Raw genomic sequence first — 14,752 nt, 5'->3', positions numbered from 1 at the left:
CATAACGAAGCGGGGTTAAAAATTTGGAAGGAGGTAGCATGAATGTCTAATCGGGATGAAAAGCAGGTATTAAATTTACCTTTTACAGGCATTTGTACTTTTGGAAAATATCCAATATGTGTGAACCTGGATGAGCTTGATGCAGATGTGGCGGTCATCGGGGTGCCTAATGACATGGGTACACAATGGAAATCAGGAGCAAGAATGGGCCCTAGAGGAATACGCGAAGGCTCTACATTATATAGTTTCGGTCTGGATGGTGCTTATGACATTGAAAACGATATTATGTACCTTGGGCCAGAATGGAAAGTCGCCGATTGCGGTGATGTAGACATGGTACATGGGGATATTATGCAATGCCATGAGAATACAGAAGAAGCTATTCGAAAAATCATTTCTAAAGGTGCGATGCCGGTTGTATTAGGCGGTGATCATTCTATTACAGCAGCGGTTGGAAAGGGTCTAGAAGATATAGGTCCGTTTCATGTGATTCAAATTGATGCCCATTTAGACTGGGCAGACCATCGCTCTGGAATGCGGTATGGTCATGGAAATTGCATTCGCCGTTTATCAGAACTGGATTATGTTCAGAGAATATTTCAATTTGGCATTCGCGGGATCAGCAGCAGCAAAAAAGAAGACGTCGAAGCAGCAAGATCGTATGGCAGCGTGATCCTATCGCCACGCCAGATGAGAAAGATGGGACTTAAGGAAGTGCTGGAGCTAATTCCTGCGGGCGAAAAATATTATGTTACGATTGATATTGACGGAATCGATCCGTCCATTGCACCTGGAACAGGTACGCCTTCTCCAGGTGGTCTCCTCTATGACGAGGTTAATGAATTGCTTGAAGGGATTTCCAAAAGAGGAGAGGTTATCGGTTTTGATTTAGTAGAAGTTGCCCCGCAATATGACCCTACTGGCATGACCGGACAAGTAGCGGCCCGCATTTTACTAGACTTACTCAGCTATGTATTAAAGGAAAAAGAGATAAAAGGGAATAAAAAATACGGAAAAGAGAAGAAAGGAATGCTATTTTAAACGGATTGGTTTCGTCACCAAAGGGTAAGGTTACCTACCTAAAGGGGACAAAGTTCTAGCTAAAAGGACAGAGAAGGGGAAAAGCTACCCCTGCCTGTCCTTTTTGCATGCAAAAAAGGAAGTTCTGTTCAGCTTCACTCAGGAGCACAAGCAAACTTTGCTTGGTTTTACGCGCTTCTTCAGCCTTAATAAAGAAATTGGAATGAAACTTTCACATGGTGGGAATCGAACAAACGGATGTTGTTCTGTCAGCGTCTCAGGAAAATGGTTTGAAATGGTGCCTTATTATGTATGAGGAAGAGATCATAAACGAACGCCATAAATTTATCGGTGTTACCAGGGATTCAAGGTGGACCGTGAATCGTTACTTTCTCATAATTCAGCCGCATTATCATCGAAATAGCGTATAAAATTGCGCTGTAATTTACTTTATTCTGGAATGCCCGAAACCGGAACGCTCTATTTCATAATAATTAACCACAAATTCTACTGTGTACTCAAGTTTTTCATTTTAGCCTGCTTTTGAGCCCTTTGGCTCTTTGTTTTAATGAGGAAAATAAAAGAAACTCCACAAATTTTGAGGAGTCCTTTAGATACTAGATTCCTTAAACACAAGTGGGAAATCCAGTTTTTTATTTTATACATATCCTTTTCCTTCTACATAGTATTATGAATGGACTGGAATATTTTTCTCTTTGCTTTCCATTAACATAATTTCATCATTCACATCGTCAAAATGGAGCTTTCGAAGACGCTGACGGAAGAATTTTGTCAAGAAAGTCAGGTATACAAACCCAATTGCCATCCAGCCGATCCCTAAAATTAACGCATTTATATTCAAATAGGACCATAGCCATATGATGAATCCTGCCCCAATTAAAGGAAAAATTAAGTACTGAATAGTCCCTTTAGGAGAGCGCTTACAATTTTTAATATAATAGTGAGCAATTACAGAAAGATTGACAAAAGTAAATGCAATAAGAGCTCCGAAATTTATAAACGTGATCGCTGTATCCAAGCTTAGGACAGTCCCTAACATGGAAATTAAACTAACAATAAGAATATTAGCAGTTGGTGTTCTAAATCGTGGATGTATATATCCAAATGTCTTTTTAGGTAAAACAGAATCGCGTCCCATTACATATAGCACTCTAGATACGCTTGTAACAGAGGAAACACCTGAAGTAAAATTACCAATTATCATAACCGTTATGAATAAAGAGCTAAATAAATTGCCACCAACCATTTTTACGAGCTCTAGCGCCGCAGAATCAGTGTTTTTGAAGGCATATCCCGGAAAGACAATCTGAGCCAGATAGGAGGAACCAATATAGATTAAACCCATAATCACCATCATGACAAAAATTGCTTTAGGGATCGTTTTTTCAGGATTAATGGTTTCCTCAGACAATGTTGTAACAGAATCAAATCCTAGAAAGCTGAAACAGAGAATGGAAGCTCCAGAAAGGAGAACAGAAGTTGAAACATTTGATTTAAAGAAAGGTTCAACTGCTAAAAGTGTACCTGTACCCATTCCGTTTAAGACGCTTTTTATCGTTAAGAATGCAAAGACAATAATAAAAAGGATTTGGGCGATCACAAAAATCTTGCTTGTATTTGCTGAAACGTTTATACCAATATAACTAATGATCGTAATGCCGATATTTAGGATTACAATCCAAAGCCAAAATGGAACTTGTGGAAATTGCGATGTTAAAAATACAGCGGACATAAGACAGGTAATCATCGGTGTCAGTAAATAATCTAATAAAATGGTCCAGCCAATCATAAAGCCGGTTTCGGAATTCATCGACCTCTGAGTATAAGTATAAGCTGAGCCTGAAACCGGGTGAGCCTTTGCCATCTTTCCATAGCTTAATGCAGTAAAAACAATCGCCATAAATGCAATTGCATACGCACCCGCCAGCACTCCCTTCGAACTATTCGCTGCAATTCCATAAGTGTTAAAGAATACCATCGGATTATTCCATGCTAAACCTAAAAAAACAACGTGAAACAATGTAAGTGATCTTCTAAGCGTTATTTTTTCAGTCAAGTTCCATATCTCCTTTACGAATTTAATAGGGGCTTTTAGCTTTAAACATTGTTTCTTTTCAATCTTACAGAGGTCAATGAGGTTATACTTGGGGTTCTCTACTAAACAAAAAATCTTCTATTTTATCACCACCCTTATCCGTTCATTCAGATTACTCTGAATATTGTGTATAATCATAGTAAAGCTTTGTGTTACACAAAAGTCAATAGAATTTGTTTTAGCATTTTTCTTCTATTCTAACTCTCGGAAACGGTGGTGTTTTTATGAAAGAAAGGTTAACGATAAGTGAGATAGCCAAATTAAGAGGAATGACGACAGAGGCTTTGCGTCATTATGACCGAATTGATTTATTTAAACCTAAATTTGTTGATCCCGAAACAGGATACCGATACTACTCCATTTTTCAGTACGAGATCCTTGGAACCATCAAAGAGCTTCGTCAAATTGGGATGAGCACAGGTGAAATTAAACAGTATTTCAATCAACGAAATTTTAAGAAATCAAGTGAGATTCTTAAAGCCAAACATGCTGAACTTGTTTCGAAACTAAAGGAATTAACCGAGATAGAAGTAAACATCAAAGAAAAAATAGCCTATTTAGACACTATTTCAAGAAAAGAAGCATTTCAAGAGATTATCTTTCGCGAAATAAAAAGTAGAAAGTTAATTACTTTAAATGAAAAAATTAATAGTAATTTGGAACTTTGTTACAGTATTATCCGATTGGAAACGATGCTAACAGAGAAGGCACCCATTCTCGCGAGTAATCGTTTGGGCATTATCATCGAAGAAGATGACCTAAAGGATAAACGGTTTGAAGAGCCCTCAGTGATATTTGTTGTAGCGAAAAAGGATGAAAAAATACAAAAAAAGTATCTGAAAATGATTCCTGAAGGGTTATTTGCATGCATCCGCTATAATGGGGAATTATTAAGGAATCGCAGTAAAAGCTTAAATAAATTATTTACATACCTTCATGAAACAGGCTATCGTATTATTGGTGACGCATTGCAGATTATGGTGGTGGATATTACCGTAACGGATAATCCTAATGAAGTGATGTTTGAAATTCAAGTCCCAGTTAAAAAAATTTGAAATTTCTCTGGCTATACATATTTGGAGAGCTATTCACTCTATATTAGAAGAGATTAATGAGAGTAAAGGACCCATATAAAGGGACCTAAAAATAATTTAACAAAATTAACCTCAAATAAGGTCTACCGAACTCGGTAGACCTTTCCTAATTCTAATTATTTAGACTCACTAATGGTTTTATTAATAACATCTATTACGTAGTTTTTAGTGTTTTTATTAATCGAACCACCATCACCTTTAAAAATCGTGGATTTGGTTGTATCAGTTGGTTCAATGTGAACTGCTACTTGTGTTTGACCTTCGTTTAGTTTAAAAGATTGGTTGAAATTCATCTCATTATCGACAGTTACTTTTTCTCCGTTGATCGTGAGGTTAGCGCCTTTAATAGAATTCCCTTTGACAGTTAAAGTCGAACCATTCACTTCAATCTGACTCACTACAAGTGGCTTATCAATCCAGCGTAGAATCGTATCTTGGACAGTCATTTTGTTGCCACCTTGATTTGAAACAATTATTTTCATATCAGTTCCAGTCGCACCGTAACCATAGTAACTGATATCATCGTCTGATGGATCAGATGGTGTATGGTCTGCTAATCCTTCATGATCCCATGTGTTGTCTCGCGTATATTTATAAGTAATTTCAGTTCCTTCTTCAAGCTCAACTGTATATTCCCAATCCGGTGTAACTGCACCATTTCGGCTCATTGACCATGCACCTGTATTCCAACCATTTAAGCTGTTCGGTATATTCATTTGTGCTGACAATGGAGTATCATTTGGTGCATGCACCTTAAAGGTGACTTGTACCATGACAATATCTGGTGTGACAGTTACAGTATTTGAATCCACATAGTTCCCTGCTTGATCAAAGACGCGGATTTGGTAGGTATATGTTGTACCGTTTGAGACTTGATAATCACGGAATGTAGTAGTATCCCCAGTCACTGAAGTAAGTATATGACCGTCACGATAAATGACAGATTTATATGGCTGATCTGGCTGCGTAAGTTTCCAGTTCAAGTTAACCTGACCAGATTCTTGAATTGGTGTCTCCAAAGTGACCTTACTAGCTGGGGGAGTAGTATCTATCGTGCTACGTGTATAATTCACTTCTTTTGTTTTAGAGTATACCCATGTATTTCCTAAATCAGGTGTAAAGGCCATTCGATATTCATATATGCCGGCCTCTAATGGTGTGAAGCTACCTTGGAACTCATTAGCTTGATTTTCCTGAGATTGACCATTATATAGAGCTTTGTATGATTCCCAAGCAGTCTGGCCTTTCATTCTTACTTGAAGCTCGGCCGTAATTCCTTCAGCTGGACCTGTTTCTGTTGCACCCGGCAAGTAAAAAGTTGCTTTAACATTAGAATTAAGCGCTAAATTCAGCTCCTGGTTGTCTAAGGCTGTCATGTTGGACACGCTAGCTTTGCTAACATCGTAATGAGGCACGAGACCAACAGAGACTGCAGGTTCAGATTCGTTCCCATTTGAATCTACAGCAGTTACAGAAAAATAGTAGTTGCGACCATTATTTAAATCTGAAATGGTTACAGTATTGTCCGTAGTTTCTTTTACTTTTGTCCATAACCCGCCAGCAACAGTTGATTGATAGACAATGAATTTTGTGCCAGTTCCTGTCCAGCTTAACGTAATTTGTTTAGATCCTACAGTACCGATTACATTTTTAACTGACTGTCGATTTTTCAAGTCATTGCTAGATAGTAACATTCTTCCTGATTCAGCAGGTATGGTCAATGTTAACTTGCCATCCTTCACTGTTGCAGCGTATTTTTTATCTAATTGGTCTTCTAGACGAATTCCGTTTGCAATCAGCTTTTTGGTGTCAACATCAACAGTTTGTGCAGTTTTTCCTCTGTTGATGATGATAAGAGCTGATTTTGTGCCTTTAGTACGAACGTAAGCTAATACATCGTCTTTAGCATAAATATGGTGAAGATCACCATGACTAAATAGATCGGAATTTTTACTGCGAATTTGACCAATATTTTGATAATGCTTAATCAAATCTTGGTTTTCATTTCCCCATGGATACGTACGACGATCATCTGGATCTTTTGAACCTGTTTGACCTGCTTCATCTCCATAATAAATGGTCGGGGCACCAGGATAACCCATTTGAAGGATAGAGGCTAGCTTTAATCGTTTCACACCTTCATTGTAATTATAGTTCGGATCTTGTTCAGCTCTGTTATAAGTATCTGTTCCGTTACCTAGCAGGAAAATAGCTCGTGCAGTATCATGAGATCCCATTAGATTCATGAGAGCATAAAAAGCTTCCTTTGGATAATCCTCTTGAACAGCAAGGAGTGAGTTTTGTGCATTTTCTGCATTACCATTCTTTAAATAATCTAGTAAGGCACCTCGGAAACGATAATTCATTACGGAGTCATATTGATCTCCTAAAAAGTATTTGGAAGCATCATCCCAAATTTCTCCTAAAATAAGTGGTTTTTCATCTTTTTGGAGAGTTTGTCCTGCGCCTGTCATCGTCTTGGATTTAATTTCTTTTCGAAATTCCTGCCAAAATGAACTGTCTACTTCATTCGCTACATCTAAACGCCAACCGGAAGAACCGCGATCAATCCATGATTTGCTTACGGAATCCTTATCATACATTATATAGTTAGCAAATGCGGTGTTATTAAGTTCACTAGGGTGATCAACCTTTGAACCTTCTTTTGATTCAAATACTGGGAGACTGTCATAGCCCCACCAACCTTCATACTTATAATGTTCTCCAGTTGAAACACCGTTTACTTTTTCATTTGGCATTTTAACATTTTCAATATGGAACCAGTTTTCAAAACCGTACGGGCTAAATGATTGGCCTTCGGAGATAAATTGCTTTTTCGCTTTCTCTTTGGCAGTAGCCTCGGACAGTTTTTCATTATTCATCAAATCATAAATACGAGACCAGTACTCATATGCACCAACTGTTTTATATTTGTTATAGCGGTCAAAATAGATTGAATCGTCTGAGACGTGGTTAAAAACACCGTCCAAAATTAAATGCATATTACGTTTTGCTAATTCTTTTGTGAAATCCTTAAATTCTTTTTCTGAGCCAAACATCGGATCAACTAATTTGTAATCTGTTGCATCATATTTATGGTTAGATGGTGCAAGAGCAATCGGATTTAAATAGAGTGTGTTGACACCAAGTGATTGAAGGTAATCAAGCTTAGATTTGATTCCAACGATGTCTCCACCATAAAAATCATTACTAAACTCTCCATCTCCAGTATATGATCCAGTTCCCTGTTCATAAGGATTATCAGGTAAGCTTGACCAAGAAGCGGGATGTTCGATTGGCTGATTACCACGAGCCCCAACCTTATCCTTTGCATAGTCATTTGTCTTGTTGCCGTTAAAAAAGCGATCTGGGAAGATCTGATAGACTACAGCTTCTTTCATCCAATCTGGCGTTTGATAATTAGGGTCAAATACTGTCAGTTGGAAAAGGCCTGCATTTTTATCTACTGCTTTTCCAGTATGACCTTCTTGCGTGTCTTCTCCATATTCTGCTGTTGTATCTTGATCTCTGACAATGAACTTATACCCATGAATCCCTTTGTCTGTTGGCGTAAACGTAGCTTCCCAGTATTCAAGGTCACCTTTGCCATTTGTATTTGACCAGCCTACATTCTTCATAGCCAAGACCTTTGTTGTACCTGAATTATAGTTTTTTACATAAAGGCTCGCGCTTGTTAAATCTCCTTTCTTAGCCGAGATCCGGAAATTGACAGGTGTCTTTTCTGGAACGGCACCAAATGGCTTTTTGTATACTTGGTCCCATGAATCATGATAGAGGGCATTTTGATCAATCAAGCCATCAGAGCCTGTTGGTTTATAATCTGTATAAACTTCTTTTGTTTGGTTATTAAAGAAAAATGTAATAGTAGATTCAGAGAGTACAGTTAACTTCAAATTGGAAGAAGGGTAGGACTCGCTCCAATCTTTTCCTAGTACAATCTTGTATTCGTAAGTACCACTTGGCACTTTTGTAGTAAAGGAATAGATATTTTTGAAATTATCATCTTTTAAAAAGGCTGTTGAGTCTGCTGGGCTCCATGCTGGCCCTGCATTAATAGCAGGTTGGATCGTTCCAACAAGACGTGGTAGTCTTTCCTCTGCTATAGAGTTGTAATGAGTGCTATCAGCAATTGAATGAGTGTTATCATTATAGTAGAAAGTGACATCCTTTTGTTCGGATAGTATTAGTTTAATGTTGTTGCCACCAGGATTTCCGCCTTCACCGTAATTTTCTGACCAGTTTCCACCAATGGCGATTTTGTACTCATATTCACCAGCCGGTAAAGTACCAGTAAATGTATAGAGCCCATTACCTTTATACACCATTTCAGTTTGGTGCGAGGATGGGTCCCAATCACCTGAATTTCCTAACAATTTTTGAAGGCTTCCTACAAGGACAACTTGTCTAGCTGTCGTTTCTGCTGCTCTTACAGTTCCATTTGTAAAAAATCCCGGAAACATCTGTAGAACTAATCCTAATACAGTAACAAGCGATAATATTGATCTCTGTTTTCTCCTCATGAAAAAACCCCTTTCTCTTTCTAAATTAGGAAAACGTTTTTACAAAAGATGCAATAAAAATATGTATGTAGGTAATGCCAACTTATTGCAAACGTTTGCACAAATTGTTTTCAAAATAATTATAACTTTTTATTAACACAAATCAATGGAAAATAGCAAAATAATACAAATTTTCTGAATTGTGGACACTTAATGTCAGTCATAGAAAGGACTCATATAAATAATGTTAATTTTCCTTTTTTCGTTAGGGATTAGGTAATTAATCAGTTTCAGACGATTTAAGCATGTCTGTCTTTGTTTTGAATGAATAAGTAATGTGCAATTCCTAGTATTATAACAGCAGTTTCCATCGTATTATTTAATGAAACAACTTTAAATATTTCTAGTTCACTAAATGAATTAACAGCAATTGTTATTGAGGATATTGCCCAATAAATAAAGGAGGCCTTCATATGATCAGGACAAATGCTATTCGGCTTCAAAAATTAATTGAGTTGTTTAGTGAATATGGTAAAACGGAGAACAATGGAGTAACAAGACTAGCATTATCTGCCGAAGATATTGCTGCAAGGAAGAAATTTCAAGCGTTATGTGAAGAACTAGGAATGACAGTAAAGCATGATGATATGGGGAATATGTATGCCACTTTACCGGGGAAACAAAACTTGCCTCCTATTGTAATTGGTTCCCATTTGGACTCAGTTATTAAGGGAGGACGTTTCGACGGCGTACTAGGTGTACTCACAGCTTTAGAGACTGTTTATACAATTATAGATGAAAAGATTGAATTAGATTATCCAATTACAATTGTCAATTTTACAAATGAAGAAGGGGCAAGATTTGAGCCATCTCTTATGTCTTCTGGAGTGTTATCAGGTAAATTTGATAAAAAGAAGATGATTGCTTCTACAGATAAAAATGGAATTACATTTGCAAAATCACTAAATGAAAGTGGCTTCGAGGGTTCTGAAGCAAATCGCTTAAAAGATGCTAGCGCGTATATCGAACTACATATTGAACAAGGACCTGTACTGGAACGAAAAAACTTAGAAATCGGGGTAGTAGAAGGTGTACTAGGAATGGTATGCTATGAAATCTCTGTATTTGGAGAATCCAACCATGCAGGGACGACGCCAATCAGTATGCGCAAAGATCCGATGTTCACTGCTGCTAATGTGGTAGTAGATTTACAAAAGCAATTACAAAGACTAGATTCAGATCTCGTTTACACAATCGGTCGTATAAATGCATATCCAAATATTCATACGGTCATTCCTTCAGAAGTAACCTTTACTTTAGAGGCGAGACATAAGGATCCGAGTTTTATTGCAGAAGTTACACGAATGGTGGAAGAACTGCCAGGAAATATAAATGGCTGTCCAATCAAATCAACACGTCTTTGGGATCGAGACACAGTTGACTTTGATGAAGAAGTCGTAAATGCTGTGGAATATGCCTGTAAAGAGCTTGGGTATAAAGAAAATCGTATGTATAGCGGTGCGGGGCATGATGCTCAATTCATTGCTTACTATATTCCAACTGCTATGATTTTTGTACCAAGTGTAAATGGATATAGTCATCGTGAAGATGAGTTAACTTCATATGAGGATTGTGCTAAAGGGGCGAATGTTTTACTTAATGCTGTGTTAAAACTATGCGTTGAAAAAGTGAATAAATAAGGCTTTATTTCAAAACTACTAGTGATAAGTGGTATGATTTTCACTAATCGTAAACGAAATAGATTGTTTCTCTAGGCTCTCTAAAATAATTAGAGAGTCTTATTTTTATCATTAATTTATTCTCCTATCCCAACTTTACGAATTATTTACAATCCTTTAAAACTAGGTTAATTATTCTTTTCTATAGTTAGAGATGTAGAAAATAATATTTTTCCTTAGGAGGACAAACAATAATGAAACGTGGATTAAAATTAACATTTGCAGCAATGGCTATTACAGGTATGTTAGCAGGATGTTCTAATAAAGATGAAAAAACAACTGGCAAGACTAGTACAGATGATAAAAAAGTAGAATTAACAGGAACAATTGGTGCTGCAGGATCAACAGCATTACAACCACTAGCTGACGAAGCGGCAACTGAATTTATGGCAAAGTTTCCACAAGTTTCAATTACAGTTCAAGGTGGCGGTAGTGGTACTGGGGTAAACCAAGTATCAACTGGAGCAATCCAAATCGGTAACTCAGATGTACCTGCTGCTGAAAAATTAGAAGATAAATCTTTAGCGAGTTCATTAGTAGAAGCTAAAGTTGCTGGTGTTGGTTATTCAATGGTAACAAATAAAGATGTTGGTGTAGATTCACTTACACTTCAACAAATTGAAGATATTTTCGCAGGTAAAGTGACGAACTGGAAAGAAGTTGGCGGTAAAGATGAGAAAATTAATGTAATTAATCGTCCAGCATCATCTGGTACACGTGCAGCGTTTGAAAAGAAAATTATGAAAGACGTTAAGATTAATGATGGCGTAGGAACTGTTCAAGACTCAAACGGTGCAGTTGAACAAGCTGTAAACTCTACTCCTGGTGCAATTTCTTATCTTGCTAACTCATATTTAATCGGCGATAAAAAGGATGCTTTAAAAACTGTGAAAATTGATGGAAAAGAATCTTCAACTGATAACATTACTTCTGGTGCATACCCATTCTATTCATATGAGTATATGATTACAAAAGGTGATGCGAAATCTCCAGTAAAAGAATATATTGAATTTATTAGTGGCGATGAATTTGCTGATAAGTTAGTTGAAATGGGTTATATCCCAGCTTCAGAAATGTCAGGTTTACAATAATAAATCAATTTAGAGTTGACTCGAAAGGTCTATGACTTTTCTGAGTCAGCTTTTTTTATTTCACTTAAGATTCCCTTATGTGTTTTAGCATTCCCTATTCGGCATAGATCAGCACCTGAAACTACTTAAAAGTTAAGATACTTTTAAGTAGTTTCTTTTTTATATTTAGCAGATTTTAATAACTAATTAGTATTTTATCGCTATATTAAGTTCCCATAAATCAATTAAACATACTTCCCCTTAAAAAGATTTACAATTTCTTTACGATTGATTAAAACTTGCTTAACCTAAAAACTTTAAAGTAGAGATTGTAAGAGATAACAAACAAAAATTAAAAACAACATTAAAAATAAAAACAAACATTTTAGGGGGATTACAATGAAACGTGGATTAAAATTAACATTTGCAGCAATGGCAATTACAGGTATGTTAGCAGGATGTTCTAATAAAGATGAAAAAACAACTGGTAAGACTACAGATGATAAAAAAGTAGAATTAACTGGAACAATTGGTGCTGCAGGTTCAACAGCATTACAACCATTAGCTGACGAAGCGGCAACTGAATTTATGGCGAAGTTCCCACAAGTTTCAATTACAGTTCAAGGTGGCGGTAGTGGTACTGGGGTAAACCAAGTATCAACTGGAGCAATCCAAATCGGTAACTCAGATGTACCTGCTGCTGAAAAATTAGAAGATAAAACTTTAGCAAGTTCATTAGTAGAAGCTAAAGTTGCTGGTGTTGGTTACTCAATGGTAACAAATAAAGACGTTGGTGTAGATTCACTTACACTTCAACAAATTGAAGATATATTCGCTGGTAAAGTGACGAATTGGAAAGAAGTTGGCGGTAAAGATGAGAAGATTAATGTAATTAACCGTCCAGCATCATCTGGTACTCGTGCAGCATTTGAAAAGAAAATTATGAAAGACGTTAAGATTAATGATGGCGTAGGAACAGTTCAAGATTCAAACGGTGCAGTTGAACAAGCTGTAAACTCTACTCCTGGAGCAATCTCATACCTTGCTAACTCATATTTAATCGGCGATAAAAAAGATGCATTAAAAACTGTGAAAATTGATGGAAAAGAATCTACTACAGACAATATCGTTGCAGGTGATTACCCATTCTATTCTTACGAGTACATGATTACAAAAGGCGACGCGAAATCTCCTGTAAAAGAATATATTGAATTCATTAGTGGCGACGAGTTTGCTAACAAGTTAGTTGAGATGGGTTATATCCCAGCTTCAAAAATGACAGGTTTAGAATAATAGAAAAATGAGAGTTGGTTTTATACCAACTCTCAAACTAATTTATTAATGGATGATAGGGGTTTATCATGAATTTCAAAAAAAGAAACTTTTTTCTAATTGAATACCTTGGAAGAACTCTTGTAACTTTATGTGGTTTCTTAATGATCGGTATTACAATAGCTATAATAGGATTTATTGTTAGTAAAGGAATCCAATCATTTACAGTAAATGATATATCGTTAAGTGAAATTTTGTTTTCAAAACATTGGAGTCCAAATAATGCTTCAAACCCAACATATGGTGCTTTAATCTTTATTGTTGGATCAATTCTAGTATCTGTTGGTGCTGTAATTATAGCTGCACCAATTGCGATTGCATTAGCAATTTTCATGAATTTTATTTCACCGAAGTTTGGTGAAAAAGTATTAATTCCAGTATTGGAAATTCTAGTGGGTATTCCTTCAGTAGTTTATGGATTTCTTGGTGTAACAATATTAGTTCCTCTTATTAGAAATACAGTAGGTGGCGTAGGGTTTAGCTTAATTGCAGGGATTATTGTGCTTAGTATCATGATTTTACCTACAATTGCAAGTATAGCATCTGATGCTGTGCGAGCTGTTCCTAGAACATATTTAGAAGCGTCATACGGACTAGGTTCAACTAGATGGCAAGCAATTAAGTTGGCAATTGTACCAGCTGCAAAAACAAACATTTTAACTGCGATCGTTTTAGGACTTGCTCGTGCTTTTGGTGAAGCATTAGCAGTACAAATGGTCATCGGAAATACAGTTAAGTTCCCTAATGGTATTTTCGATCCAACAGCAACATTAACAGGAATTTTAACAATGGATATGGCAAATACATTAAACGGTACAGCTTGGAATAACACTTTATGGACTCTAGCAATGATCTTACTTCTAATATCCTTCCTCTTTATACTAGTCATTCGATTAATTGGAAGAAAAGGAGGATATGAATCATGATAGCAAGAAAAATGGATAAGATTTGGACGGGAATACTTTGTTTAATAGCTGGTTTAGTTGTAATATTATTATTATTTTTATTAAGTGAAATTATTTTTAAAGGTTGGGGATTCTGGGACTTTGATTTCCTGTTTGGAAAACCTAGTAATATTCAAGCAGGTGGTGGAATCGGACCACAACTTTTTAATTCATTTTATATCTTAGTGCTAACATTAATTATTTCAGTTCCGATTGGAGTAGGAGCTGGGATTTATATGGCAGAATATGCAAAACCAGGTCGTTTTTTAAATTTCTTAAGATTATGTATAGAAACGTTGGCTTCTTTACCTTCAATCGTAGTAGGTTTATTCGGTTTATTAGTATTTGTAACGATGACTGGATGGGGTTACACTTTAATTGGTGGTGCACTTGCGATTTCAATTTTAAATCTTCCAGGTTTAACAAGGGTAAGTGAAACAGCGTTATTAAATGTTCCTAAAACTAGTAAAGAAGGTAGTCTTGGATTAGGAGCTACAAAGTGGCAAACAATTACTAAAATTAGCATCCCGACAGCAATTCCACAATTAATTACGGGAATTATTTTAGCAGCTGGAAGAATTTTTGGTGAAGCAGCGGCATTAATCTATACGGCAGGACTTACAACGCCTATTCTAAATAATGCTGCTCCATTAAATACACCGATGAATCCGTTTAATATTTTCAGACCAGCAGAGACATTAACAGTTCATATCTGGAAATTAAATTCAGAAGGTATCGTTCCAGATGCGCAAAGCATCGCTACAAAATCTGCGGCAGTCTTAATCGTAATGATCCTTTTATTTAATTTATTTGCTAGATTATTTGCTAAGTTTTTAAATAGACGCTTCACAGGGGCAAAAAGATAATTATTAAAAATCTCTATGGAAAATTCCGTAGAGATTTTTTGTATTAATTGG

Annotated in this window: 10 protein-coding genes; 8 read left to right on the top strand and 2 right to left on the bottom strand. The window is 36.3% G+C overall.

Translation table 11 applies throughout. From position 1 onward, the window contains the following. The first annotated feature begins 42 nt into the window (after positions 1 to 42). Complete coding sequence (speB, locus tag COJ46_RS12790) at positions 43 to 1,041, top strand: agmatinase (protein WP_097973396.1); 999 nt, start codon at positions 43 to 45, stop codon at positions 1,039 to 1,041. A 157-nt stretch (positions 1,042 to 1,198) separates the two neighbouring features. Next, positions 1,199 to 1,336 (top strand): hypothetical protein, encoded by a 138-nt coding sequence (locus COJ46_RS24490; protein WP_176522432.1) that lies wholly within the window; start codon positions 1,199 to 1,201, stop codon positions 1,334 to 1,336. A 372-nt stretch (positions 1,337 to 1,708) separates the two neighbouring features. Here COJ46_RS24490 and COJ46_RS12785 read toward each other — a convergent pair whose 3' ends face one another. Further along, on the bottom strand, positions 1,709 to 3,097 hold the full coding sequence (locus COJ46_RS12785; protein WP_097973398.1) for an APC family permease: 1,389 nt from the start codon (positions 3,095 to 3,097) through the stop codon (positions 1,709 to 1,711). 263 nt (positions 3,098 to 3,360) lie between these two features. On the opposite strand from COJ46_RS12785, the gene COJ46_RS12780 reads away from it, so the two are divergent. Beyond that, complete coding sequence (locus tag COJ46_RS12780) at positions 3,361 to 4,191, top strand: MerR family transcriptional regulator (RefSeq protein ID WP_097973400.1); 831 nt, start codon at positions 3,361 to 3,363, stop codon at positions 4,189 to 4,191. A gap of 155 nt (positions 4,192 to 4,346) precedes the next feature. On the opposite strand, the gene COJ46_RS12775 is transcribed toward COJ46_RS12780, so the two are convergent. Beyond that, positions 4,347 to 8,771 (bottom strand): pullulanase X25 domain-containing protein, encoded by a 4,425-nt coding sequence (locus COJ46_RS12775; protein WP_098565987.1) that lies wholly within the window; start codon positions 8,769 to 8,771, stop codon positions 4,347 to 4,349. A 452-nt stretch (positions 8,772 to 9,223) separates the two neighbouring features. Between COJ46_RS12775 and COJ46_RS12770 the strand changes: the two genes are divergently transcribed. The 5 genes from COJ46_RS12770 (at position 9,224) to pstA (ending at position 14,701) form a co-directional block, all read left to right on the top strand. After that, entirely contained in the window at positions 9,224 to 10,450 is a 1,227-nt protein-coding gene (locus COJ46_RS12770) for a Zn-dependent hydrolase (protein ID WP_097973403.1), read from the top strand. A gap of 233 nt (positions 10,451 to 10,683) precedes the next feature. Further along, positions 10,684 to 11,580 carry a phosphate ABC transporter substrate-binding protein PstS family protein gene (locus COJ46_RS12765; protein WP_097973405.1) on the top strand — a complete coding sequence of 299 codons (897 nt, stop codon included), beginning with the start codon at positions 10,684 to 10,686 and terminating at the stop codon, positions 11,578 to 11,580. 372 nt (positions 11,581 to 11,952) lie between these two features. Beyond that, positions 11,953 to 12,852 (top strand): phosphate ABC transporter substrate-binding protein PstS family protein, encoded by a 900-nt coding sequence (locus tag COJ46_RS12760; RefSeq protein WP_141437745.1) that lies wholly within the window; start codon positions 11,953 to 11,955, stop codon positions 12,850 to 12,852. Positions 12,853 to 12,920: 68 nt separating this feature from the next. After that, positions 12,921 to 13,817, top strand: a complete 897-nt coding sequence (gene pstC / locus COJ46_RS12755) for a phosphate ABC transporter permease subunit PstC (protein ID WP_141437746.1) — start codon at positions 12,921 to 12,923, stop codon at positions 13,815 to 13,817. After that, positions 13,814 to 14,701 carry a phosphate ABC transporter permease PstA gene (gene pstA / locus COJ46_RS12750; RefSeq protein ID WP_097973410.1) on the top strand — a complete coding sequence of 296 codons (888 nt, stop codon included), beginning with the start codon at positions 13,814 to 13,816 and terminating at the stop codon, positions 14,699 to 14,701. The genes pstC and pstA overlap by 4 nt, the downstream gene beginning before the upstream one ends. Positions 14,702 to 14,752 lie beyond the last annotated feature (51 nt).

The sequence above is a fragment of the Bacillus sp. AFS077874 genome (assembly GCF_002566505.1).
GTDB lineage: Bacteria > Bacillota > Bacilli > Bacillales > Bacillaceae_G > Gottfriedia.
This window is presented reverse-complemented; position numbering and strand designations above follow the sequence as displayed.